Source organism: Microbulbifer sp. JSM ZJ756, from assembly GCF_044383805.1.
Taxonomy (GTDB): Bacteria; Pseudomonadota; Gammaproteobacteria; order Pseudomonadales; family Cellvibrionaceae; genus Microbulbifer; species Microbulbifer zhoushanensis.
Map to the genome: position 1 here is coordinate 77,750 of NZ_JBISER010000008.1, position 24,584 is coordinate 102,333.

17 protein-coding genes are annotated in these 24,584 nt (G+C 60.0%); 8 read left to right on the plus strand and 9 right to left on the minus strand.

The genetic code is table 11. The features are described 5' to 3' along the window. Window positions 1-28 precede the first annotated feature (28 nt). The 4 genes from ACH6CX_RS13530 (at window position 29) to ACH6CX_RS13545 (ending at window position 6,588) form a co-directional block, all read left to right on the plus strand. Window positions 29-1,915, plus strand: a complete 1,887-nt coding sequence (locus ACH6CX_RS13530) for a tetratricopeptide repeat-containing sulfotransferase family protein (RefSeq protein ID WP_396675561.1) — start codon at window positions 29-31, stop codon at window positions 1,913-1,915. Between the two features lie 25 nt (window positions 1,916-1,940). Beyond that, window positions 1,941-2,645: a 2OG-Fe(II) oxygenase family protein gene (locus ACH6CX_RS13535; protein ID WP_396675562.1), complete on the plus strand. Its 705-nt coding sequence runs from the start codon at window positions 1,941-1,943 to the stop codon at window positions 2,643-2,645. 238 nt (window positions 2,646-2,883) lie between these two features. Beyond that, window positions 2,884-3,468: a MarC family protein gene (locus tag ACH6CX_RS13540; RefSeq protein WP_232941182.1), complete on the plus strand. Its 585-nt coding sequence runs from the start codon at window positions 2,884-2,886 to the stop codon at window positions 3,466-3,468. Window positions 3,469-3,972: 504 nt separating this feature from the next. Next, window positions 3,973-6,588, plus strand: a complete 2,616-nt coding sequence (locus ACH6CX_RS13545; protein WP_232941181.1) for a TonB-dependent siderophore receptor — start codon at window positions 3,973-3,975, stop codon at window positions 6,586-6,588. Window positions 6,589-6,786: 198 nt separating this feature from the next. On the opposite strand, the gene ACH6CX_RS13550 is transcribed toward ACH6CX_RS13545, so the two are convergent. Then, the gene (locus ACH6CX_RS13550; RefSeq protein WP_396675563.1) at window positions 6,787-9,768 is read right to left on the minus strand and encodes a TonB-dependent receptor domain-containing protein; all 2,982 of its coding nucleotides are present in this window, start codon (window positions 9,766-9,768) and stop codon (window positions 6,787-6,789) included. 330 nt (window positions 9,769-10,098) lie between these two features. Between ACH6CX_RS13550 and ACH6CX_RS13555 the strand changes: the two genes are divergently transcribed. Then, window positions 10,099-10,929 (plus strand): hypothetical protein, encoded by an 831-nt coding sequence (locus tag ACH6CX_RS13555; protein ID WP_396675564.1) that lies wholly within the window; start codon window positions 10,099-10,101, stop codon window positions 10,927-10,929. A gap of 20 nt (window positions 10,930-10,949) precedes the next feature. On the opposite strand, the gene ACH6CX_RS13560 is transcribed toward ACH6CX_RS13555, so the two are convergent. Beyond that, window positions 10,950-12,170: a CDC27 family protein gene (locus ACH6CX_RS13560; protein ID WP_396675565.1), complete on the minus strand. Its 1,221-nt coding sequence runs from the start codon at window positions 12,168-12,170 to the stop codon at window positions 10,950-10,952. A 420-nt stretch (window positions 12,171-12,590) separates the two neighbouring features. Here ACH6CX_RS13560 and ACH6CX_RS13565 point away from each other — a divergent pair, with 420 nt between their 5' ends. Then, window positions 12,591-14,126 (plus strand): peptide MFS transporter, encoded by a 1,536-nt coding sequence (locus ACH6CX_RS13565; protein ID WP_232941177.1) that lies wholly within the window; start codon window positions 12,591-12,593, stop codon window positions 14,124-14,126. Window positions 14,127-14,475: 349 nt separating this feature from the next. Here ACH6CX_RS13565 and ACH6CX_RS13570 read toward each other — a convergent pair whose 3' ends face one another. The 6 genes from ACH6CX_RS13570 to ACH6CX_RS13595 all read right to left on the minus strand — a co-directional run bounded on the left by ACH6CX_RS13570 (window position 14,476) and on the right by ACH6CX_RS13595 (window position 20,840). Continuing rightward, entirely contained in the window at window positions 14,476-15,300 is an 825-nt protein-coding gene (locus tag ACH6CX_RS13570) for a sulfite exporter TauE/SafE family protein (RefSeq protein ID WP_232941176.1), read from the minus strand. A 166-nt stretch (window positions 15,301-15,466) separates the two neighbouring features. Next, window positions 15,467-16,246, minus strand: coding sequence for an MBL fold metallo-hydrolase (locus tag ACH6CX_RS13575; RefSeq protein WP_232941175.1), 780 nt, complete (start codon window positions 16,244-16,246; stop codon window positions 15,467-15,469). A 10-nt stretch (window positions 16,247-16,256) separates the two neighbouring features. Then, window positions 16,257-17,426, minus strand: coding sequence for an outer membrane protein assembly factor BamC (bamC, locus tag ACH6CX_RS13580; RefSeq protein WP_232941174.1), 1,170 nt, complete (start codon window positions 17,424-17,426; stop codon window positions 16,257-16,259). 73 nt (window positions 17,427-17,499) lie between these two features. Beyond that, entirely contained in the window at window positions 17,500-18,375 is an 876-nt protein-coding gene (gene dapA / locus ACH6CX_RS13585; RefSeq protein WP_232941173.1) for a 4-hydroxy-tetrahydrodipicolinate synthase, read from the minus strand. Between the two features lie 104 nt (window positions 18,376-18,479). Continuing rightward, window positions 18,480-19,445, minus strand: a complete 966-nt coding sequence (lpxL, locus tag ACH6CX_RS13590; protein ID WP_334078799.1) for an LpxL/LpxP family Kdo(2)-lipid IV(A) lauroyl/palmitoleoyl acyltransferase — start codon at window positions 19,443-19,445, stop codon at window positions 18,480-18,482. 90 nt (window positions 19,446-19,535) lie between these two features. Beyond that, window positions 19,536-20,840, minus strand: a complete 1,305-nt coding sequence (locus ACH6CX_RS13595) for a polysaccharide biosynthesis C-terminal domain-containing protein (protein WP_334078800.1) — start codon at window positions 20,838-20,840, stop codon at window positions 19,536-19,538. Window positions 20,841-20,976: 136 nt separating this feature from the next. Here ACH6CX_RS13595 and ACH6CX_RS13600 point away from each other — a divergent pair, with 136 nt between their 5' ends. Both ACH6CX_RS13600 and ACH6CX_RS13605 read left to right on the plus strand, forming a co-directional pair. Beyond that, complete coding sequence (locus tag ACH6CX_RS13600; RefSeq protein ID WP_237063522.1) at window positions 20,977-22,590, plus strand: CoA transferase; 1,614 nt, start codon at window positions 20,977-20,979, stop codon at window positions 22,588-22,590. 29 nt (window positions 22,591-22,619) lie between these two features. After that, entirely contained in the window at window positions 22,620-23,909 is a 1,290-nt protein-coding gene (locus ACH6CX_RS13605; protein ID WP_396675566.1) for a carbohydrate porin, read from the plus strand. Window positions 23,910-24,069: 160 nt separating this feature from the next. Here ACH6CX_RS13605 and ACH6CX_RS13610 read toward each other — a convergent pair whose 3' ends face one another. Further along, window positions 24,070-24,303 carry a DUF2789 domain-containing protein gene (locus tag ACH6CX_RS13610; protein ID WP_232941168.1) on the minus strand — a complete coding sequence of 78 codons (234 nt, stop codon included), beginning with the start codon at window positions 24,301-24,303 and terminating at the stop codon, window positions 24,070-24,072. Window positions 24,304-24,584: the final 281 nt, after the last annotated feature.

Consider the following 24,584-nt stretch of genomic DNA (forward strand, 5'->3'; position numbering starts at 1 on the left):
TCCATTGTAGCAGAGAAGCCCTAACGGCATGAATCAACCCGACCCGTTTACCATCGCCAGCCAGGCTGTCCACAACGGTGAACCGAGCCGGGCCTGTAAGATCCTCGAGTCAGGCATCAACCACGGCCAGGTCCCGGCGGAGCGCATGGTTCAGGCACGGCAGATGTTGGCGGAACTCTATATTGAGCAGCGGCAGTTCGGCGCAGCCAGGCAACAGCTCCAGGCATTGGACAAGCTGGTCCCGGGCCACTTGCCGGGCCGGATACTGGCAGCCCATATCGCACGACTCGAGGGCCATGCCAGCGAGGCGAACCGCCTGCTAACATCGCTCGCCACCGCTGCGGAGGCCAGCCAGGCCCAGCTCAGGTTCATCGCCGCGGAATTTGTAGCCCTTGGCGCCTATCAGCAGGTGATACAAACCCTGCTGCGGGTGGAGCCGATGGATGCACAGAGCTTTTATCACCTTGGCCTGTCCCACTTCAGGCTCGGGAACATTGGCAAGGCTCTGCCAATTTACCGCCGGCTATTCGCCAGCATTCCGGACAACCCCACCATTGCCCGGGAGTTGTCCCTTGTCGCGGCTGCTTTCCGCGAGTACAGCACGGCTGTTGAGGCATTTACCCGCTATATGAAACTGATCGAGCCCGATGCCAGCGATTTTGTAAAGTTCGCAGACCTGCAATTGATGAATCACAATGTGACAGCCAGCCGTGAACTGCTCGATGAGGCAATCGCCCTGGGTGAGGACTCTGCGGACAGCCGGCTACTGGAAGCGAAGATTGCAAGACTGAGCGCAGATTATGGCGCCGCACTGGAACGGGCAAAGGCTGCCATTGAGCTGGACCCGGCCTCGGGTACTGCCTGGAGCATCATCGCCGAGCTTAGCGACAGAGCCAGTGTTGACAGTGCCCTGACCAATAGACTTTCCGGTGCCATCACCGGTACCGGAATGACGCCCCACGACCTCGAGCTGGCGCAGTTCGCACTGGCCGAGCTCCAGGCCAAAAGCGGCGATTTCGAAGCCGCCTACGGCCAGATCCAATGCGCTAATAACACCAAGGAAAAGTTATTGCGGGATACCGGCATGACCTATAGCCGGGAGTCCACCGAGGCTCTGTTAGGAATCGCCCGGCGGAGCTTTTCCGGGACACGGGTCCCGAAAGTGTCAAGCAGTCAATGCAGCCCCATTTTCATTGTTGGCATGCCGCGCTCCGGCACAACGGTCATCCACCGATTGCTTGACGCCTGCGGTGAACTACAGTGTCTTGGCGAAAGCGAGGCCCTGCCCTTCGTGTATGCACAACTGCAGCAACGGCTGGGCCAAACTCCGGAAGCGCTGGCTCCAGAGCTGGGTGAGGCGGACTGGGACCAACTGGCTTCGAATTACCTGCAACGGGCGGGTGCGGGCGACAGGGACGTGGTCGACAAGATGCCCCATAACTTCCTGTATGTGGGTATGATCCTGTCGATGTTTCCCCGCGCACGCATCGTGCAGTTACGGCGAAACCCCTTCGACGTCTGCATGTCTATCCTGGCCAAACCATTCCCGGAGGGCCACAGCTATGCCTGCAATGTCCGTGACCTTGCCCACTTTTACCATCACTCACAAAAATTAATGGACTTCTGGTCGCAGACCTTTCCGCAGCAGGTATACGACCTGGACTTTGATCGCTTCCTGGAACACCCCGAAAATTTCGCGCGAAGTCTTTTCGGGTTTCTAGGGTATGCGTGGGATAACGATTACCTTCAGGCCAGGCCAGCTTCATCCCAGGCTTTCACTTTCAGTGAGCTACAGGTCCGCAAGCCAATCAGTAAGTCCGGGACCAGCAAGTGGCAGCCATACCGGGAGGTTGCCAGTGACCTGGTGCAGGCACTGGAAGACGAGTCCGTCAATTCCAGCGGCGGAAACCAGTAACAGGTAAGAGGGGACAACTGAAAAAATGGCCTATCAGCTCAATACAAACCTGGACACCGGGCACTGGGCGGCAGAATACCGCCACGACCTGCGCTGTCGCGTGAAAGACTTACTGGCCCCTTCTGCAGCAGCTGACATTGCGCAGTCACTCACCCATCATGCCAGGTTTCGCCAGGCCCACATCGCCAACGGGGAATACCGTGAAATTTCCCGGGAGGAGTTTTCCGCACTTCCTCCAGCTGCGCGACAACAGCTGGTGCGGGAAGTGTATGACATGGCTAGCCGTGGCGTGGGCTTCTGGTATGGACGCCAGGGGCTCGACAGTAATACTGCTGCACCCCTGGACAAGCTTGTCTCCTGGCTAAACAGCGAGCCCCTACTGGAGCAGGTGCGGGAAATAACCGGCATCCAGGAACTGGCCTCCACCTCCGCACAAGCGACGTCTTTTTCTCCCGGTGATTTCCTCACCCGGCACCGGGATGACGTCACCAGCGAGGGCCGACGGGTGGCATTCGTCCTGAACCTGACTGAGCACTGGCATCCTGACTGGGGCGGCTTGCTACAGTTTTTTGAGGATAGTGGCGCCACGCGGGAGGCATGGTCACCAGAGTTCAACAGCCTGTGCCTGTTTGACGTCAAGCATGTGCACTCCGTAACCACGGTCGCACCATTCGCGCCCAGAGTGCGCCTGGCAATCAGCGGCTGGTTCCATGACCGGAAGCACAACTGAACGCCCGACTGCTACGGACCTGTGAACTTTCGGGGTTAATGCGGCGCGCCTTCAAGGAAGCCACGCCTTCGACCGCACTCTTCTGCGATCCCTGGCGGCGAAGCCCTGCAGAATGGCCAATACTTGTCTACAATGCGCCGCTTCACGAAGTGCCGCGCCTCTTCTGCCAGTCGGGTGCCGGACCATTCAATCGTGCGTAACTCACCCAACTGCACGCAACCATCGATGAAGAGATGTTATGGATACTTTTACCGCTTTCCTGACCCTGCTGTTCGTCATGGACCCCCTGGGGAATATCCCGGTGTTCCTGGCAGCGCTCAAGAACGTACCCCAGCGACGGCAGCTTTACGTGATAATGCGCGAACTCATCTTCGCTCTGATTGTACTGCTGGTATTCCTGTATGGCGGTCGGTTTATCCTCGCCTGGCTCGGTCTCTCCCAGGAGGCAATCCGTATTGCAGGCGCGATCATTCTCTTCCTGATCGCAATTCGCATGGTGTTCCCCATAGAGGGCGGCATCATGGGCGAGCGTCTCGAGGGGGAGCCCTTCTTTGTACCCCTGGCGGTCCCGCTGGTAGCCGGCCCCTCTACAATGGCAATCCTGATGCTGATGACCAACAGTGAAGGCGAACGGCTGATGGGCTGGACACTGGCATTACTCGGGGCCTGGGGTGTATCAGCAGTTATTCTGCTGGCCTCCGCACCACTGGCAAAACTCCTTGGCGGCCGGGGGTTGATTGCAGTGGAGCGGTTGATGGGCATGGTACTGGTTATGCTCGCCGTGCAGTTATTCCTCGATGGGATGAAGCAAAGCCTTGCGTGACCACTGAAAACGCAAACAAACGGCTACTTTGCCCACACATTTCCCAGGGTTGTCGGAAACGGCAACTCTGGCCCACCCGAAAGCTCACTTTTTAGTCGATTCGACAAACCGATTTCTTCCCCGAAAAAACGAATTGAACATCCTAATAAAATAATATTTCCTAGATAAAAATAACAATTGTGTAGATTTTGTAATATACACATCCCTCCGAGAAGTTTATTTTTCAACCTTTCTGGTTAACTTGCAATCAACCCGACCTTGTTCCGCCCCCTTCGCTCTTAGTCAGGTAAGTTCCATTAATCATTTTGATACATTAAAGTCAGCTCGCGCATTTAAGGCACGAACCGCGCAAGGTGCACTTCTTACCTTGTAGCGCAATAAAAGCCGCCTCCGAGCGCGGCGGCAATAACGGCAAGCAGTCCTCACTGTACGGGGTGCCGTTTTGATCAATCGCCTCATGAGGCTGAATCACTATAAATCCAACGATTCAAAAGAGGATTTACAATGAAAAAGAACCTCCTGTCCGTCGCTGTAAAGGGAGCCATCGGCTTCACTGCAGCCGCAGTAATGGTTCCCGTTATGCCCGCCTTTGCCCAGAGTGGAGACGCCACCCTGGTCGAAGAGCTTGTTGTGACTGGCTCGCGCATCAAGCGCACAAACTTTGACCAGTCCGCCCAGGTTGTCAGCATGGACCGCGCCGATATCGAAGCATCCGGCAGCCTGATGATCTCCGACACCCTGCGCGCTACCCCGCTGAACTCCCTGGGTTCTTTCAATGAGCGCTCCGGCAGCTCCGCACAGTCCAACGCTACCGTTGACCTGCGTGGCCTGGGCTCCCAGCGCAGCCTGGTCATGGTCAACGGTCGCCGCCTGCCGGGTTCCCCGAACCTGGGCGCCGCTTCCGTCAACCTGAACATGATCCCGATGACTGCCGTTGAGCGCATCGATATCCTGGCCGATGGCGCCTCCGCGGTATACGGCTCCGACGCTGTTGCCGGCGTGGTCAACCTGGTCATGCGCGAAAACTTCGAGGGCCTGGAGTTTACTGCCCGCCGCGGTGAGCGCTCCAACGACGACGGCATCGAGGAATCCTTTGGCTTCGTTTCCGGTATCACCAGTGATCGCGGTAATGTGACCTTCTCCGCCGAGTACAACCGTCGCGACCCGATCTTCGACGCCGACCGCGACTACACCGCTGCCTGGATCCGCGACAACGGCGACGGCCGCCTCGACTCCTACCTGGACACCGACGGCTATTCCTACTTCGGTAAGTCCATCGAGATCTACGACCCGAACACCGAGTACTACGACATCCAGGCCGCCAACAGCTGCGGTGGTGATGCATTCCTCGAGACCGGTGCGGGCGCGTTCAATGAGCCCGACGGCACCCTGTGCAACTACAACTACGCAGCGGTTTCCGCCAACAAGGCCGAGCTGAGCCGCGTCAATACCTTCCTGAGCGCCAGCTACGATCTTTCCGAGAACGTCGAGTTCTTCTCCAACATCCTGTTCTCCAAGGTTGACTCTTTCGGCCGTTACGCCCCGCCGGCAGCAGCCTGGAACGATATGCCCGCTGATTACAGCGATGTACCGTTCGACGTGGACTCACTGCTGGCCAACGGCGATATCACTGAAGACTACGAAATCACCGGTTACTACCGCTGGACCAACATCGGCCCGCGCGATAACTTCGTGACCGACACCCAGTACGACTTCACCGCCGGCTTCCGCGGCGACCTGCCCAACGGCATGAGCTACGAGACCTATGCCCAGAAAGGCCGCTACGAGTCCAAGGAAAGTGGTCAGTATTACCTGTCCTACCCGGGACTGGATTACGTCCTGGCCAACGATATCGACCCGTTCACCCCGGAAGGTGCCGCCGCTATGCGCGCCACTACTTCCCAGGACAACTTCACCGACCTGTCAAAGGTCTACGGCCACCTGCAGTTTGACGCTGGTGACTGGTTCGGCGCAGGCGAGACCATTGTCCTGAGTGGTGCCGAGGCATACACCATCGAATATGCCAACCAGTACGACGCCGCCTCCGAGGCCGGCCTGGTAGGCGGTAGCTCCGGCAACTCCGCCGCTGGTGAGCGCGACGTGGCCGCGGTATTCGCCGAGGCCATCATCCCGGTTACCGACCAGATCGAGATGAACGCTGCTGTTCGTTACGATGACTACAGCGATTTCGGATCCAACGTCGCGCCGTCCCTGTCCGCCACCTACATGGTGACTGATACCCTGAGCCTGCGCGCCCGCGCCGGTAAAGGCTTCCGCGCCCCGGCCCTGGATGAGCTATACGGCCCGTCTGCGTTCTCCGCGGAAGACGCTACCAATCCCGAAACCGGCCTGTCCCGTCAGTACAACACCTACTACTCCACCAGCGAAGACCTGGACGCGGAAACCTCCACCTCCCTGTCCGTGGGGGGTAACTGGGAATTCGTGGACGGCTGGAACCTGGACGTAGGTTTCTGGAACGTGGAAGTCGAAGACGTGATCATCCAGCCTTCCGCCCAGAGCATCTTCTACGCCCTGGCTTCCGGTGTTGAGCTGGATCCGTCTACCGGTATTTACACCACCGGCACTGGCGCCCAGCGCGAGTTCTTCTCCCAGACCACCAACGCGGGCATCCTGGATGTTACCGGTGTAGACATCAAGGTTGACGGTGGCTTTGACACCGAGTTCGGCCTGATCTCCCTGGGCGGCCTGGTGAGCCACCAGATGTCCTACGAGACCGACGCCTACTACCAGGGCCCGGTACAGGACATTGCAACTTTCAACCTGTACCCGGACCTGCGCGGCCAGTTTATCCTGGGCTGGAGCATGGGCATGCACGCGGTTGACCTGACCGTTGATTACGTAGCGGCTCACGACGAGTTCACCGATGTCACCGACGCCGGTACCCTGGTCAAGAGCGGCGACGACCTGGACGACTGGACTACCCTGAACCTGTCCTATCGCCTGGACACCGAGTCACTTGGCTCCGTCAAGGTTGGCGCACGCAACCTGACCAACGAAGATCCGGTACTGGACAAGGATGGCAAGTTTGCTCGCGAGCACTACAACCTGTACGACAACACCGGTCGCATGGTTTACGCCGAGTACACCGTAGCGTTCTAAGAAAGCTGCACTATTCTTGAGGTAACTCGAGAAAGGAAAGGGCCAACGTTGTTGGCCCTTTTTTTTTGCAAGCAACTTGAAAAAGCAGCGCCTTCTCTCACTGCAGAAACTTCTTCCGGACAATTAAAAAAGCCCCCTTGCCAAAGCAAGGGGGCTCAAAGTCCTAACTACCTATAGTTTTGTTTCTTAGATCAAGAGTTAGAAGTTATAGCTGACCCCGGCTGTTACATAACGTCCCAGGATGTCGTAGAGACCAATGGCAGTAAATGAGTTCACTCCTGTCGGCGGCTCTTCATCAAAGACATTACGCACAGACAGGCTGGCCCGCAGGTTGTCATTGAACTGGTACCCCACGTAGGCGTTGTTCAGCCAGTACTCAGGAACGACCGGGATATCGCGGGATTCAGCGGTATCGTCATTATCGACATTCGCCTCACCGATATACTGCGTCTGCCAGCTGGCCGTCAGGTTATCCAGGTTGTAGGCCAGGCTGAACTGCCCCTGCCAATCAGAATAACCAATCTCACCGGCATCCACTTCAAGGTCCTTACCAGTTACAGAGAACTGCTGCTCCTTGATATGGAATGCCTTCATGCTCACATCAAAGGAACCCGGAACACTCCAGTTTGCCAGGTCGAAGTTATAGGTCAGGTCAGACTGGACACCACGGAAATTGTAAAAGCCCGCATTGCGGAAGCCAGTGGTGAAACCATTGATCTGGAAATTCTCATCGCGGGTGAAGTTATCACACGCCACATTACCCTGGTCACCGTCATAACAGGCTTCCATCAATACCGTCAGGGATAGCTGTTCAATCGCATCCTCGATATCAATATTGACCCAATCCACAGTCAACTCGAGCCCCTCGGTAAAGCCCGGTGCCCATACAAAGCCCCAGGTTGATGCATCGGCGCGCTCATTCAGCAGATCCGGGTTGCCGCCAGTAAAACCTTCTTTGGTGGCATTGACAATCTCGGACTGGTAAGAGTTGGGATCGTAGGTATAACCGGCTGCCGCCGCTTCGGCTTCACAGTTCGCACGACGCTGGGCGGGATTCTCACCCTGGCCCACATAACGCTCGTCACAGGGGTCGTTAGCCGAGGAGAAAGTTTCGGACAGCGGCAGCAGCGCCTCGGTAACAGCGGGGGCACGGATCGACTCGGTTACGTTACCACGCAGAGTCAGCGCGCCGACAACCGGGATATCGAACATAATCCGGGTACCGACGCTCCAGGTGTCATCATCCCCGGCCTGGGAATGATCCACGTTCCGCCAAGCACCCTCGATTTCCATACCTTCCAGGGTGGGAATCAGGTCTGCCGGGAGAACCGGGATCAACGCTTCGGTATAGAACTCCTTGGTATCGAAGCCACCGGAAAGCGGGGACAGCGCAGCGCTCCGGCCCAGCCCCTGGCGCATGAAGTCATCGGGACGGAAAGCAGAAAACTCATCCCGCATTTCATAACCAAAGCCCATGGACAATGGACCCGCCGGGAGGTCGATCACATCACCGCTGGTATTCAGGCTGATGATCTCCTGCTCGAGATCCCCCCAGGTTACGCCCTGGGTAGTCACATAGCTGATCGCGGCCTGGTCAGTGACGGTACCCATAACATTCAACGGCACACAGTCAGAATCAGCCGAAACACAGACGATATTACCGTTGGCATCGGTGGTTACATCGATTGCCTTTTCGTAGTTCGCCTGCACCAGCTGGGTTCTGCTGGTGGTGGAAGAGGTTTCACCCTTGTTATAGGTAAAGTCCCAGGTCCAGTCCCTTCCCGCCAGGTCCAGGTCACCCTTGAGGCCCAGCACATAGCGGAACATTTCGTTCTCGCCACCGGTCCGGCCACTCTGGGAGAGATCATTCATCCCCTTGTGCAGGTAGAAGGTACCACCGGCAGGAATGCCGTTAGCCGTCAGCAGCTCACGGTCGCGGGCATTCAGGTAGGGGTTGTCAATGGACAGAGGCAAGGCTGCTGAATCACCACCGAAAATACCGGACTGGTAGAACGGCTGGGCGTTGGGGTCGCTGGATTCAGCAGTGTAGTAGTTTATTTCCGCATAGGCCTGGACCCGGTCAGTCAGGTCGTAGTGGCCCATGGTGTTAAAAAGGTTACGCTCAATCGGCGCACGAACTGAATCGTAGTTCTGCAGCAGCAGGCCATCACCACCAATAAAGTTGATGATATTACCGGATGGCTCACCGATATTGATCTGCGTCAGGTGACCATCGGCACCAAAGCCAATCGGGTTACCGTCTTCATCCGTCATGTTAAGGCCAAAGGCGAACAGGGGCAGTCCGCCGGTGGCAGTCGGGATACCCTCCTCGGTCAGAACGGCAATGGAACGGCCTTTATCGAAAATCTTGTCGACGATGCCGTCGTCAGGCCCCTCACTTTCCGGGTTCTCAAAGAAGTAGTAGTAGTCACCGGTAAAAGCACGGTCGTTCATGAGTACGGCATCAGCCTTGTTGTACTCGTAACTTGCCACCACGTTACCACGACCTTCTGCAAAGTTCTGGCCGAAGGTAATGGAGGCCTTGTGGTCACCTGCGTCATTTTCGCCCTGGGCGAAACCACTGGAGAACTCGGTCTCCACGCCTTCAAAATCGTCGCGGAGAATCACGTTAATCGTGCCCGCAATGGCATCAGAACCATAAATGGGGGCGCCGCCTACTGAGACTACGTCAACGCGTTCAATCAACGCCGTCGGCAGGGAGTTGAGATCCACCTGCAGGCCGCCGGTCGCACCAAATGCGGTGGGCGCATTGGCAGCCACCACCCGACGACCGTTTACCAGGGTGAGTGTGCGCTGGGAGCCCAGGCCATAAAAGTCAGCGAAGCTCTGGCCCACGTTATTCGGGTCTGACTCAGCCAGGCTGGTGCCGGACGGCACCATCATGGGCAGGCTGTTCAGGGCATCAGCCACATTGGTATAACCGTTGGCGTCAAAGAAATCCTTATCGAGGCTGGAAGCTGGCTGCATAGTGTCGTAACCGGCACGAGCGATACGTGAGCCCGTTACGTAAACCTCTTCAATCAGCTCGCTTTCCCCGGTTTTCTTCGCGTCAATCTCCTTATTGCTTGCATCGTCCTGGGCCATGACTGGCAGCATCATCGTAGCCGCAGTAAACCCGATGGCAGTCCTGATTGCGCTCGCGAGTATTTTCTTATGCATGGATTCAACCTTCCTGTTTCATTTTTTGTTATGCGGCCAACCTCTATTACAAGCCCCACCTTCATGGCGGGCACAGTAAAACGGCCGTTTGCATTGAGAGGACGAATGAAACAGGCTGGCCCTCAATTTTTTTATACTTGTCAGGATATTTTTTTGTCTCGAATAATAAAGTGTCATTATTTATTCATAAACGAGCGCTGACAAACCTGATATAGCCCAGAATTGGGACCCAAGAACCAGTTAGATATCCCCTCCTGCAAACCAAATTTATTTGGTTTTCATATGCAATACTTACCGCATACCCCAGCAGAACCAATCCAGGAGGCGTCAATGAAATTCACCGTTTACTCCAGACTGGCACGACTCTGCTATGGCGCAATATTCATCCTTTTAATTTTCGGTCAGTCAGCCAATGCCGAAATCATATGGAGCTGGGAAGACCAGTTCAGTAACGGAGAAAAGCGCAAGCTCCGGCAATGGGTAGCCCGGACAGTGTCCGGTATAGAGCAACATGTGACGGCCTACCCTTTTGATATTCATGTATCTTTTTATCGCCGCGACCAACAGCGCGAGCCAGTCCCCTGGGCCAACACCAGAAGACACGGTATTCAGGGAATAGACTTCCATGTTGACCCTGCGTTTTCACTGGAAGACTTCCTGGACGACTGGACAGCCCCGCACGAGCTCAGTCACCTGTTAATCCCTTACCTGGGGCGTGAACATGCCTGGTTTGCTGAGGGTTTTGCCAGTTATATGCAGTATCAGGTGATGGCAAGCATGAAGCTGATTTCCCCGGAGGAAATGCAGCAGCGCTACCAGTCCAGGATTGAGCGCGCATCGCAGGCATACCAGCGCAGTGGATTTGTTTCCGGCGAACCATTTGCCCGTGCTGCACCCAGGCTGCGCAAAGCAAGGCAATACCCGACGATGTACTGGGGAGGTGCGGTTTATTTTCTTGCCGTGGATCGGGAGCTGCAAAGCAATGGCGAATCCCTGCAGGCGATCCTGCGGGAGTACCTGGCATGCTGCCGGACCAAGGGGCACGATATGGAAGGGCTGGTCAACGAACTGGACCGGATTGCCGGGGAAGCCGTATTCAGCCGTGCGATGGACGTAATGAAAAACCGGGCCGGCTTCCCCAGGTTCGATCACCTGCTGTGAGCTGACAGCCCTGTTACTTTCTAAAAGAAAGGCAATGCGTTCTCGGGGCTGACTCTCTGCCACCAGGAATCGCGCTGTGTGGCTTCCCCTCCCCCACGAAACTCGAATTGCGCTTTACCCCCGGAAATAGCGCGCAACTTCCGCGCATAGGCCTTTTCTGCACCAGGGTTTTCCGCCAACAGGAATGCCTGGGTAAAGTGCTCCCGGGAACCGTTAACATCCCCCAGGCGCAGACTGGTCAGGGCCATGAGAAAGTGGAAACGGTGATCTTCCTCATGCTTCCAGAGGGCTCTTTTAAGCTGGTGATGCGCCTGCTCATACTCTCCCTCTTCATAAGCTGAGCGAGCCTTCTGGTAGAGATAATAGGGATTGCGCTCCCGGTGGTAGCGGGCACTACGGGCATAGGCGTCGGCCAGCTGCGTGCGCCCGCCAGCACGGTAAAGGTGTTCCAGGTTACTGATGGCCACCAGGTGCCCTGCATCCAGCACCAACGCCTGGCGATAGCTGTTCTCCGCCTCGGTCCTCTGCCCCGCGCGGCTATACAGCGCCCCCATGTTCGACCACAGGTCACCACTTCCCGGCTGCAGGTCGATTGCCTTGCGCAGGTGCAGGAAAGCGAGTTCGATGTTGCCCTGCTGCATCAGCTCAATGCCACGGTTGCTGTAATACTGGGCGAAGGCTTCGCGGTCAGTCAGGCGGCGCTGGTCGTAAACCGGGTCATAGGCCTCCAGGTTGAAATCCACGACCCGCCGACCACGCCGGCTTTCCGAAACCATGTTGATATGGCGGTAGACCACGAAGGTCTGGTCTTCCGCGCTGTCCCAGACCGGCGGCACATCCACCTCGTTGAAGTAGGCATCGGCCCCCAGCTCCCGGCTCATCGCCACCATCATCAGGGTAAAGGCGAGGCAATTACCACGCTGCTGGTGGTAGGTATCGCTTGCCGTCAGGGTGCTGTTCGCGTCGTACTGTACGGCGAACTCCTGCTGCTCGAAGGCGCGGATCAGCGCCGCCAGGCGACTGTCCGGACGCGCCCCCGGGGCGATTCCGGACAGGTAATCATGCATTTCAGGGGACAGTGCCAGCAGGTCCTGGTCTGGCAGCCGGCTCGTGCTGACCGGCCGGCCAAGGATGCTCTCTCCGGAGAGGATTCCGGTGATATTTGCAGGCGGCTCGGGCTCTGGCAGGCTGGCACAGCCCGCGAGAGTCACCAGCGCCAGGAGGATCAGTGGGGTTCTCATTGTCATTTTCCCCTGTCAAAAAGCTGTCACACAGCATTTAACACCAAATTTCCCCTGTTTGAATACCCGAATACCAAAATGGGCGGTTTCAATTGCAACGAGTCGCCTGCCTAACAGACTGCTGTTAAACTGCGATGGCTTGTTTTGGAAGTCCCCGTGACACTCGCTGTCCACGCCGCCGGCGCCACAGGATAGCCATTGGTCCCGCGGGGCTGCCGATAACCACTGCAGACTGAGGAGTACCATGCATTCACCAGTAGCTGTCGCAAACGCGACCGGTGCTGACGAGACAGTCGGCTACTACCGGCGGTCCGCATTGGCCAGCTCCCGGATCCTGCCACTCGATAACTGGCAACCGGCCCGGTTTGACACCGGCCCCGGGTCTCACGCCTAAAGCTATAACAACTGGAATTTCAGGTTATGTCGTCCAACACACACCAGAACAGCGATGGCTTTTTCGGCCATCCGAAAGGGCTCTCGACCCTGTTCTTTACCGAAATGTGGGAGCGCATGAGTTATTACGGTATGCGCGCCCTGCTCGTACTGTTCATGACCGCGAGCCTGCAGGAAGAGGGCCTTGCCTTCACCGTGGCAGCCGCAACCGCCATCTACGGCCTGTACACCGGCGCGGTTTACTTCCTGGGTCTTCCGGGAGGCTGGATCGCCGACCGCCTGCTGGGCGGACAGAGAACGGTCTGGTATGGCGGCATCATCATTATGTGTGGCCATATCGTGCTGGCCATCCCCAGCGACAGCACTTTCTTTATTGGCCTGATCCTGGTGGCCTCCGGCACCGGCCTGCTGAAGCCCAACATCAGCGCCCTGGTCGGTCACCTGTACGCCTCCGATGATGTCCGTCGCGACAGCGGCTATGCCCTCTACTACATGGGTATCAATATCGGTTCCGTGCTGGGCTACATGATCTGCGGCTACTTCGGTGAAAAAGTGGGCTGGCACTGGGGCTTCGGTGCTGCCGCTGTGGGTATGGCTGTAGGCCTGATCCAATACCGCAAGACTATCGGCAACCTGGGTGATGCGAGCCTGAAGCCTGAGCATCCCATGACTACCGAGGGTGCCAAGAAGGCCTGGAGCACCATCTGGGCGGTTGTCGCCGCGGTAGTGGTCGTCACAGCCCTGACCATGACCGGCGCCATCACCATCAACCCGGTAGCCGTGGCCCAGTACGTGGCTGTGGCCTTCACCCTGATCTTCTTCGCCTACTATGCCTACATTTACTTCGGTGGTGGCCTGAGCGAGACCGAGAAGAAGCGCATGTGGGCCCTGTTCCTGGTGTGTGTAGCCTCGGCCTGCTTCTGGTCCGGCTTTGAGCAGGCGGGCTCTTCCCTGAACCTGTTTGGCCGTGACTACACCGACCGCATGATCGGCGCCTTCGAGATCCCGGCGTCCTGGTTCCAGAACGTCAACCCGATGTTCATCATCATCCTGTCGCCCTTCTTCGCCGCCCTGTGGATCAACCTGGGCAAGCGCATGATCACACCGTCCTACGGCATGAAGTGCGCCATCGGCCTGATGATCATGGCCAGCGGCTTTATCGTTATGTTCTTTGCCGCCCAGTATGCGGCCGAGGGCCTGAAAGTGGCGCCTTACTGGCTGGTAACCACTTACTTCCTGCATACGGTCGGTGAGCTGTGCCTGAGCCCGGTAGCCCTGAGCGCCGTCAGCAAGCTGTCACCGCGCCGCTTCGCCGGCCAGATGATGGGTGTGTTCGTACTCACCTACTCTATCGGTAACATCATCGCCGGCCTGCTCGCGGGTAATTTCGACCCCAACAACGTCTCCGAACTGCCTAACCTGTACCTGCAGATCGCAGTATTCAGCATCGGCATCGGTGCCGTGATCGCACTGATCAGCCTGAAGTCCAAGAAGTGGGAGGGACACAGCGAGGTATCCCAGCCGGTCGAGCCGGCCGAGACCGCCGCCAGAACCACTTCCTGACCCGGATTCCGGGCAAGGGCGACATTTGCTCGCTCCACACTATCAAGGGCCGCTGGAAACAGCGGCCCTTTTTTATGGCCGGCCTACGACGATGCCCCCCCGGAACGGCATCCCCATCCAGTCCCAGCCCAGCCAGGCTTCGTGGTATTGGGAAGCGGGAAGCCGGTTCGGGCCCCTTTCGACAATGTAGCGGGGAGGCGGTCGAGATGCGCCAACAACGAGGAAGACTGAGATCAAGCGTGGCGAATAGGGCGCAATAAGCACAGCGGATTGCGCCGCCTGGGGCACCTTGTGGCGCGACGGTCGCGGCCAGCGGCCGCTCCTACCTAAGACTGAGGGGAGACTATCATCACCCCAGTAAAAGGGACCGGTTGAGCCAGATAAACCGCAGCCCGATCACGAACAGCAGGCCACCGAAGCAGTTCTTGAGCAGGGGCGGGGATAGCCGGTGGGCCAGCAGCGCACCGAAGCGAGCGAAAATTGCGCTGGCCATAACGATACCCAGGAAGGCCGGCCAGTAGATATAGCCGGTGCTCCAGTCCGGCAGCAGCGGGTCCGACCATCCCTGGACGGCAAAACTGATTGCACCCGCCACCGCGATAGGCAGCCCGCAGGCCGCAGAGGTAGCCACGGCGCGCTGGATCTGCACATGGCAGCGGGACAGGAACGGCACGGTGAGTGAGCCACCACCAATGCCGAAGATCGCCGACGCCCAGCCAATCACACCCCCTGCCCCACTGAGTGCCACGGCCCCCGGCAACTTCCCGCCGTCCTCCGGCAAAGGCACCGAGCGCAGGCCATCCAGCCACATTTTGCAGGCGATGGCCACGGCAAACACGCCGATCAGCATCTGCAGCCAGGCGCCCGGCAAGAGGTGAGCTGTCACACCGCCGAGCCAGGACCCCAGCAGGATGCCCGGCGCCATCAACCGGAAAACCCGCCAGTCCACCGCCCCCTTCAGGTGGTGCGTGCGGATCGAGCTGACAGAGGTGATGACGATAGTGGCCAGGGAGGTGGCCACTGCCATATGGGTAAGGATTTCCGGGGAGAGTTCCTGTGCCGTAAATACCAGCACCAGGGCCGGGACAATGATAAGTCCACCACCGACGCCGAACAGGCCCGCAATGGTGCCGGCCACCGCGCCCACGGCGAGATATACCAGGAGTGTTTCCATTACTGCTCTCCCCCTTGAATTCCTTGTCCCCCGGCTGGCGGCAGCAGCCAGTCACGGCGAGCGAATAATAGCCTTGCCCGGGTGCCTGGATCCAGGCAATGCGGGCGAGCACCAGGTTCGCCCCTACAGCCACCGGTCGTGGTTACCAGAAACGGCAACCAGGTACCTAGCGGTTGATTTCCAGCCAGTCGAAGCCCTGTTGCTGGCAGGCGAAAATACAGTTGTCGACCTGCTCCGCGGGCCCCGACAGCGCAGTCCGCGCCAGCTCGACGGTATTGTTCTTTTCACTGATATGGGCCACCACCAGGTGCTGTAGTTGCTCGTGGCCGACGCGCTGCAGGAACCCAGCCGCCTGCTGGTTGCTGAGGTGGCCGTAGGCTCCGCCGACACGCCGCTTCAGCGAGGGCGGATAGGGACCCTGGGCCAGCATCAGGGGGTCGTGGTTGGCTTCCAGCACCAGGGCATCGCAGCCACTGTAGTGCTCCTCGACATGCGGGGTGACGGTGCCCAGGTCGGTAAGCAGGCCCAGGCTGCGGCCGTCGCGGCGGAACACGAACTGTGCCGCCTCCCGGGCATCGTGTGGCACAGCCACCGGGGTGACCTGGATATCGGCCACCGCGAATGGCTTGTGCCCCTCTATCAGGTGCACCTGTGGCAGCTTGCCAATATCCCTGGCCCGCAGGGTGCCCGGCGTCAGGTAGACGGGGAGCTTGTATTTACGGGCCAGCGGTGCCACCCCGGAGAGGTGGTCGCTGTGCTCATGGGTGACGAGAATCGCCGACAGGTCTGCCGGGGACATGCCGAGCCGCGCCATGCGTCGCTCGGTTTCCTTGATGGTAAAACCACAGTCCACCAACAGGCAGTGGTCGCCACTGGCGACCAGCGTGCCGTTGCCCTTGCTGCCGCTCCCCAGGGAGGCAAAACGAAGAGACGGACCGGCTGACATAAGCCGGGCCCTAAATCAGGTTCTGGCGAATTGCCATCAACAGGTCAGACGCCCGCCCACGCTTGAGGGGCTTGCCACTGGTGTCCCGTACCCGCACTTCCACCGCATCCGGCGTGCTGCGCACGACGACGATATAGCCCGGAATATCCGCACCGGTGGCGCCGCCCAGGCCAGACATGCCGCCGAACAGGGCCGGGTCAGTGGTCGGGTCTACATTGCCCAGCACCTGCGGCAGGGTGACCTTGGACGCTGACTGCGCAAGCTTGTCCTCGTCGTCGGAAGAGCCCCAGGAGAACCAGCCGCCGTCTTCCTCCTCAGTGAGCTCGCGATCCTGATCGAAAGTCACATAGAAAATCCGGCGATCCTCATCTTCGAGATGCAGGCGGTAAGCACCGGAGTTCAGGGCATGGGCGACAGTGGCCCAGGCCCGGTCCATCGACAGGTCCAGGGACAGGAAGGGATCGCGTCGGGCCGGCTCGCGCAGCTGTACCTTGACGCTGCCGCCACCGATGGCCTGTGCCACCAGCGATGCCGCGGCACCGGAAGCCTCTGCGGCGAGAGCCGTGGACATCTCGTCGATCATCCAGCCCTCGCGCTCGGGGCTGGTGGACTGCTCCGGCCAGGCAATTTCGTTGCGCGGGTCATCCCTGGGCAGGGAGTAATGCCGTACATGGATCTCAGTGGTATCCGGCTGCACACCGGATTCCACCCGCAGGCGGTACTTGTCCTTGGTTTCCGGGCTTTCGCGGAAACTGAGCCAGGTGGTCTCCATGATCCCGGCGTTGGCATCGGAACTGGCCAGCTGCAGGCCAGAAGTACGCAAGAAGTAGTGCAGTTGGGGCCAGACCTCTTCCGGGGGCTGGGACACCAGGACCCAGCGCCGGCTACCCAGTTTCTGGATCTTGACCCGGTCCAGGCCGACATTGACCGACAGCGCCTGCGGTCGTGGCACCTCGAACTCGTCCACCTCCACATCACTGCTGCTGATCTGCGGAACCTCGTACAGTTCCTCCTGCTGCTTCGGCGCCACACCCTCGGGCATGCGCAGGGGCGGCAGGCTGTCAGCCATCTGATAGTCATCGCTGCGATCGCGGAAGTAACCGTCGTCGCCGAAAATCCCGCAACCCGAAAGCGCCACGCTGGCGATACACAGCGCAGCTCCGGCAGTCAGTCTTGTCATTATTGGTTCCTATGCATTAAAGCTTGTTACGCCGGCCGCCCGGTGGCCACCGGAGATTGTCCGGGCCCCAGGCTCAGAGTACCCCGGCACTGCGCAGGGCCTCGCGCACAGCGGCGTGGTGTTCCGGTGAGAGCGGCGTCAGGGGCAGGCGAATGCCGCTGTCGATCCGCCCCATTTCCCGCAGGGCCCATTTCACCGGGATCGGGTTCGACTCCAGGAACAGCGCCTTGTGCAGCACCTGGATGCGCTGGTCGATAGCTCGGGCCTTCTCGGCATCGCCCTGCAGCGCCGCCTCGCACACCTGGGACACCGCGGCCGGGGCCACGTTCGCAGTCACACTCACATTGCCATGACCGCCAGCCAGCATCAGGTCGAGCGCCGTGGCATCGTCCCCGGAATAGATGGCGAAATCCTCCGGCAGTATCTCCAGCAGCTCGCGGGCGCGGTCGATGTCGCCCGTGGCCTCCTTGATACCCACGATATTACTGATCGAGGCCAGCCGGCGCACGGTCTCCGGCTTCATATCCACCGCCGTGCGGCCCGGCACATTGTAGAGAATCTGCGGAATCGCCACGGCCTTGGCAATGGCCTTGTAATGCAGGACCAGGCCCTCCTGGGTGGGCTTGTTGTAGTAAGGGGTCACCAGCAGGCAGGCATCGGCACCGCACTTGGCGGCATTCTCGGTCAGCTCAATGGCCTCGGTCACCGAATTGGCGCCAGTACCGGCAATGACCGGAATACGGCCCGCCACCTGGTCCACCACGCGGCGGATGACCTCCAGGTGCTCATTGACACTCAGGGTGGCTGACTCACCGGTGGTGCCCACAGCGACGATCGCGCGGGTGCCCTGCTCGATATGCCACTCCACCAGGTTGTGCAGACTGTCCCAGTCAAGGCCACCGTCTGCATACATCGGGGTGGCCAGGGCCACCATACTGCCGGAAAACATCCTAACTCCTTAAATTCTGCCCCGTTTGCGGGGGAAGGGCACCGCAAAGAAACCGGTATGTTACTGATGGCGCCCGGCGGATGCCAGAGCCGGGCGACCGGGGATTAACGGCGGTCGCGGCGCCGCTTCTTCTTGCGCTTACGCACCCCGTCATAGATGCCGGGCTCTCCCGGCGGGCGTGTCTTGAACCGCCGGTGCACCCACATGTACTGCTCCGGCAACTCGCGCATACGCGCTTCCACGAACTGATTGACCAATGTCGCGTCCCGCAGTTCGTCCCCGGAGGGAATTTCTGCGATCGGCGAATACACTTTGACCGCGTAGCCGGCGCCATTATCCAGCCGCCGGACAATATAGGGCACTACCTGGGCCCGTCCCACCCGCGCAAAGCGCGAAGTGCCCGTGACAGTGGCGGCCGGCTGGCCGAACAGCGGGGCAAACACGCCCTGCTTGATGCCGTAATCCTGGTCCGGTGCATACCAGACTGCCCTTCCGCGCTTCAGTGCCCGCAGCATGCCGCGCACATCCTTGCGCTGGAACACCTCGGAATCCGCACCATGGCGCTCGCGCCCCTTGCGCTGCATATAGTCGTACACCGGGTTCTTGTGCGGCCGGTACATGCCATCCACCGGGTGGCACAGGGACATGAACTGGGCACCGATCTCCAGGGTGGTGAAGTGCATGGCCAGCATCACCACACCCTGCCCCCGCTGCGCGGGTCCCTGCAGGTGCTCCAGCCCCTCGATGGTAAAACGCCGGCGCAGCCAGTCGCTGCTGCGGAACCAGGCCATGCCGGTTTCCATCAGCGCGATACCGTTGGACTCAAAGTTGCGCCTCAGCAGGGAAGCCCGTTCTTCAGCCGACAATTCCGGGAAACACAATGCCAGGTTGCGCTCGGCAATCAGGCGCCGGCTGGGCGCGAGTCGCAGCATCGCGCGGCCCAGCACGCGGCCGCAGGCCAGCTGCCAGCGATAGGGCAGCTGCGCCACCAGGAACCAGAGTCCGAACAGCAGCCAGGTAGGCCAGTAACGCGGGTGCAACAGGGCCGCGCGAAAATGCGGTTTTTCCATGGGTCAGGGAGTGTACTCGCCGCCAGGTGGTAGAAAGCGGCGCATTATAGCGGATAACCGGCGACTGTTGCGCCGCCGGGTGCCGGGAATTCACCCGGATTGCGGGGGCTGCTCCTGGTGCCGCCTGGCGCGCAGCTGGCGCAGGGCATACAGGGCGAGAAAGCCGTACATGCCCATCATCGAAACCATATAGGCGATAGCGGCACCGCTGGCCTCCAGCCCCGGGACCAGTATCACCAGCAACAGCAACTGGATTACCGCACAGGCAGTGAGGGCCGCGAAGGTAATGCGGTGGTGGCGCTGGTACTTGAGGTAGGTCGGGGCCACCCCCAGCCAGACCGTGGCGGCAGTACTCAGCGCCAGCAGGCGGAAGGCGGCCCTTCCCTCCTCCACGAACTGCGGGCGGAACAGGCGCAACAGGTCATCGGTAAACAGGAAGGCGCCCAGCAGGAATACCACCAGCACCGGCACCAGCCACAGCAGCCGCTGGCGCCGGTAGCGGTCGACCCCGGTGTAATCGCCCCGCTCCATCAGGACTGAGAGTTCCCGCGCGTAAACCCGGTTGGTGGCCACTGCCAGCACCGCCGCCACGCCGGCCATCGACATGGCCGCGGCGTATGCCCCCGTTGCCGCGGCAGAGGGCTGCAGCCAGTCCAGCAGTATCACCGCCATATGCGCCACCGCCCCCATGGCCAGGCGATAGAGCCAGAAGGGCATGGCCGCAGCGCGCCACCCGGGCCGCGGCACACCCCGGGCCAGGGCCCGGCGCGGCCCGGACCAGGCACGCTGCACCCGGGCCACCACAGCCAGCAGTGCCACCAGCCATCCCACGCCCCAGCAGGCAATGCCCACCGCGCCGCTCAGGGGCAGCCGGAGCAAAATTGCACCGCCGAGGGCCAGCAGCGCCACCGCCGGGGGCAAGAGCAGGGTCAGGAAGGCCGCCCGCGCACAATCGCCGGTGGCGCTCAGTACCGCGCCCAGGAAACAGACCAGCACCCCCAGCGGCACCCCCGCGCAGGCCAGGTAAACCGCATACAGGGTGCCCGGCGGGAATTCGCGCACATACCGCGCCCAGAGCGCCCCGGCGAGGCCCACCACCAGCGCACCGACGAGAACCCGCCTAAGCGCAAAGACAACGTAATCCGCCGCCAGCTGCCAGTCACCCCGATCGAACTTACCGGGCAGCAATCGCAATGCATACTTGTCCAGCCCCTGCGCGGCAATGGCCACCATCAACAGGAACAGGGCCGCCGCCACCACATAGGCTTCGAAGTCCGCGACAGACAGGTTGCGTGCCATCGCAACGGACAGCGCGAAAATCACCAGCTGGCCGGTTACGCCCACCGTTACCAGCCGTCCAACTTCGGAATAATGTTGGCGCGCGGAACTTTGCAAATCCGAATCCATTCATGACGTGGAACTTAGGGCGACATAATCACGCTGGGGTTCAGGAAAACCGGAATATTTGTGCCAGATTTTAGCCTGAAGGCCGCTCGGCCCGATGCTTCATAATTCTAGAGGAAGGGTTGTCATGCCTGTCAGTCGCAGGGACTTTCTTCGCACCGGAGGCGCCGCCCTACTCTTCCCGGCACTCGGCAGCATGTTCCCGGAACAGGGCCTGGCCGCATCCATCAGGAGAGCCCAGGGCCCGGGCAGCTCCCCATTTGATATCGACGAGGCATTCTCCCGCTTTATGCAGGAACTGGGTCGCAGTCCTGCTGACGGCGGCGGCGAGGTGACCTTTACCGGCCGCGACCCGATTCTGCGCAGCCATTTCCGTATCGGCACCTGTATGGCCCTGCCGGCCATGGCCGCGGCAGTGGGGGCCGCAGCCATCTGGAAACAACGCACCGGTGAGGGCCAGGACCTGAAAGTGGACCTGCGGGAATCCATCTACAACATCAACCCCATCATGACGCTGGTGATGCGCCAGCGCCAGAAGAATGGTGACCTGGCTGCCGATGACCCGGTTGCCAATGGTTTTTCCTTCGTGCCGACCGTGAACGGGCTCTGGTACCAGGCGCCTCTTGGCCCCGGCAACCCGATGTCATTTGTGCCGTTCGAGACCCGAGACGGTCGCTTTATGAATATCACCGGCGTCTACCCGCACCTCTACCATCGCGCCCTCAATCTGCTCGGGGCAGAACCAAACCGGAAGTCTATTGCCGGGGCTGTAAAGCGGCGCGACGGGGAGGAGCTGGAGCAGGCCCTGGCAGACGGCGGCGCGGTAGGTGCAATGCACCGCACTACCGGGGAGTGGCTTGCGCATCCCGAGGGCAAATACCTGGCCGGGCGGCCTCTGATCGAAATTGTTAAGGTCGGTGACTCGGAACCGGAACCTTTCCGTGAAAACCCGGCACAACCCCTCTCCGGCGTCCGCTGCCTGTCTCTCACCCACGTGATCGCGGGGACCTGTGCCGCCCGCACACTGGCCGAACAGGGGGCAGAGGTATTGCATATTGCCCGCGATCAATCTTTCGAGCATGAAATACTGATTACCGACGTTAACGTCGGCATGCGCTCTGCCTGGCTCGACCTGCGGAACCGGGAACAGAACGCAACCTTGACGGGGCTGGTCCCCGGTGCCGATGTCTTTATCGAGGGATTCCGCGGGCGCTCCATCGCCAACCTGGGTTTCAGCGTCGAGAAAGTGGCGGAGAAGCGCCCGGGCATCATCTACCTGTCGCTGCGCGGGTACAGCTGGGACGGCCCCTGGAAAGATAGGGCCGCTTTCGACATGGAGGCGGTGACCGTCACCGGCTACACCATGGCCGAAGGGGGCGGGAAAGCGCCACAGTTCCCCCCTACCCTGGTGCTGAACGATTATATCGCGGGCTACCTGGGCGCCGCCGGTGTCACCGAAGCGCTGCGACGCCGCGCCGAATCCGGTGGCAGTTACCACGTGCGCGTCAGCCTGTCCCGGGCCGCCATGTGGTACCAGAGCCTGGGCATGTTCCCGGACAAGGAATTCGATGCCAGCGCGCCGGAGCACCGTATGCAGGCACCGGAAACGTTAACCGCTGCCTCGTCTTACGGCGAGGTATACCGGCTCGCGCCGCAGGTGAAGTTTTCAAAAACACCGGGGCGGTGGCGCGAGCCGCTGGTGAGCGTCCGCGGCAGCGACCTGCCCCGGTGGCAGGAATGACAGTGCCTGCTCCGGCCCGCCGAATTGCCTTGTGGATATGGCTGCTGCCGGCCTTTGCCAGTGCCCAGGGCACTCCCCCGCCGCCAGGTCCCGACACCAGCTATTACCAGGACAGCACCACCGGTACCTATACAGAGGAGGTGCCAGATCTCCTCGACGGGACCCTGTCAGCCGGCGGTGACCTGGAGGAGATCGATCGCCCCAGGGGCGGGCGTTTTCGCTTTCCCAGCGGCCTGCAGAACTGGCTGCAGCGCAAGGAACGCTGGCGCGAGGAATACGGGTTTTCCATTGGTGGCTCCTACCAGGTCCTGGGACAGCGCTACTCGGACAGCCTGGTTGATGAAGAGAACTCCGTCGGCCAGAAATTCACCCTGAACCTGGGCCTGGAGCTGGCCAACCGGGGCCAGCCGAATTCACTGGAATTCGATATGGCCATCGAGGACCGACGCCCCCTGGAAATGGAACTGCCGCCGTTGCAGGCGGGTATTGCCGCCGGTTCGATTGTCCCCACCGCCGCCACCTGGGGCGAATTCGACCTGGGCATTACCCAGGCATACCTGCGCCAGGACCTCGCCGACAACCGTTTCCAGTGGACTGTTGGAAAGGTGTTTGCACCGAACTACATCAATGCCTACCCGTTCTTTGATGACAACCGGCAGTTCCTCAGCCAGACGTTTTCTACCAGCCCCACTATTGCATCGCCTTTGCGGGGGTTCGGTGCGGTTGCCGCCGCCTACCCCTATGGCTATGACAACCTGTACTTCCTGGGCGGGGTTTACACAGCCCGCAGTGATGACACCGGTTTTACCGCCGGTGATTTCTTCAGTGAGAATGAGCGCTTTTACCATATCCAGGTTGGCCGCAGTGCACTGGCCGGTAGCGGCACCCCTATCCAGGCCCGCGGGCCCATGGATACCGACAACCTCAGCATTGACTTCTGGTACCGCAATTCCCTGGAGGACGGCAGCCCCCGCGCCTATGGAATGGCGTTCAACTGGAACATGCTGATTAATGGGAACCTGATGCCATTTCTGCGCGGTGGCTGGTCAAACGGCTGGTTTGTCGATCGCAACCTGACCGCCGGCGTGGGCTGGCGGCCCTGTGCCGAATATTCAGACCTGTTCGGCATCGGTGTGGGCTGGGCGCGCCCTGACAATGAATTCCTCGACAGCCAGACCACTGCCGAGGTTTTTTACCGTTATCATGTGACACCTCAGTTTGCGATCACGCCCAATGCCCAGGTAATTTTCGATCCCTCCCTGAACCCGGCTGAAGACAGCCTGTGGACAATGGGCCTGCGATTCAGGATCGCCTTCTGAGGTCTATGCCCGTGCCTGAAAAATTCACGGCAACAACGGTTGCGGAAAAGAGTGATTCACGGGCGTACTGCCCGGCGACACTAATGGCCGGCAATGCGTCGCCCGGGCAGGGGCGGCAGGCCCAGCGGATGCCACTGAATCATGCCCGGGCCTTTCTTCGTCAGTGACGCAGCAGCGTATCCAGCTCGTCCACCACTTCACACCAGTCGGAATCGTCCTCAATCGCCTGCTCCAGGAAACGGCGCTGGTTGTCAGACCAGAACGGCGCCCTGGCGAGTTTTTCATCCCCGGAAAGATGATGGCGCGCCAGGAATTCATCGATAGCCGCATCCTCGGACGCGAGTCCCAACTGTGCGAACAGGTCATTGAGGTTGTGATGAGTCGAAGTATCCATTGTTGCTCCGTCGTTGTTGCTCCGTCTGTTGAAGTTCGCGGGCGCCAAAGAAAACGCCACTAGCGATCCCAGCATCGGGAAGTTCCCTGAGTATAGTGCCGTCAGGCCCGCGAAGCCCGGCGCAGCACGGTGTAACTACTGGTCATCTCCGCGCCGGGCACCGGCAGGCTGACACAGTGTGCCATCAAAACTGGTACTCACGTTGACTTGGGTACGGACAGTTTATTTTTCAATGCTTTTTGAATTACCGCCCCATTGATTGCGCCAGTCTTGACCCAGCT

Coding starts and splice junctions, on each gene's coding strand:
- ACH6CX_RS13530 (WP_396675561.1), top strand. CDS start 29: ATGAATCAACCCGACCCGTTTACCATCGCCAGCCAGGCTGTCCACAAC.
- ACH6CX_RS13535 (WP_396675562.1), top strand. CDS start 1,941: ATGGCCTATCAGCTCAATACAAACCTGGACACCGGGCACTGGGCGGCA.
- ACH6CX_RS13540 (WP_232941182.1), top strand. CDS start 2,884: ATGGATACTTTTACCGCTTTCCTGACCCTGCTGTTCGTCATGGACCCC.
- ACH6CX_RS13545 (WP_232941181.1), top strand. CDS start 3,973: ATGAAAAAGAACCTCCTGTCCGTCGCTGTAAAGGGAGCCATCGGCTTC.
- ACH6CX_RS13550 (WP_396675563.1), bottom strand. CDS start 9,768: ATGCATAAGAAAATACTCGCGAGCGCAATCAGGACTGCCATCGGGTTT.
- ACH6CX_RS13555 (WP_396675564.1), top strand. CDS start 10,099: ATGAAATTCACCGTTTACTCCAGACTGGCACGACTCTGCTATGGCGCA.
- ACH6CX_RS13560 (WP_396675565.1), bottom strand. CDS start 12,170: ATGAGAACCCCACTGATCCTCCTGGCGCTGGTGACTCTCGCGGGCTGT.
- ACH6CX_RS13565 (WP_232941177.1), top strand. CDS start 12,591: ATGTCGTCCAACACACACCAGAACAGCGATGGCTTTTTCGGCCATCCG.
- ACH6CX_RS13570 (WP_232941176.1), bottom strand. CDS start 15,300: ATGGAAACACTCCTGGTATATCTCGCCGTGGGCGCGGTGGCCGGCACC.
- ACH6CX_RS13575 (WP_232941175.1), bottom strand. CDS start 16,246: ATGTCAGCCGGTCCGTCTCTTCGTTTTGCCTCCCTGGGGAGCGGCAGC.
- bamC (WP_232941174.1), bottom strand. CDS start 17,426: ATGACAAGACTGACTGCCGGAGCTGCGCTGTGTATCGCCAGCGTGGCG.
- dapA (WP_232941173.1), bottom strand. CDS start 18,375: ATGTTTTCCGGCAGTATGGTGGCCCTGGCCACCCCGATGTATGCAGAC.
- lpxL (WP_334078799.1), bottom strand. CDS start 19,445: ATGGAAAAACCGCATTTTCGCGCGGCCCTGTTGCACCCGCGTTACTGG.
- ACH6CX_RS13600 (WP_237063522.1), top strand. CDS start 20,977: ATGCCTGTCAGTCGCAGGGACTTTCTTCGCACCGGAGGCGCCGCCCTA.
- ACH6CX_RS13610 (WP_232941168.1), bottom strand. CDS start 24,303: ATGGATACTTCGACTCATCACAACCTCAATGACCTGTTCGCACAGTTG.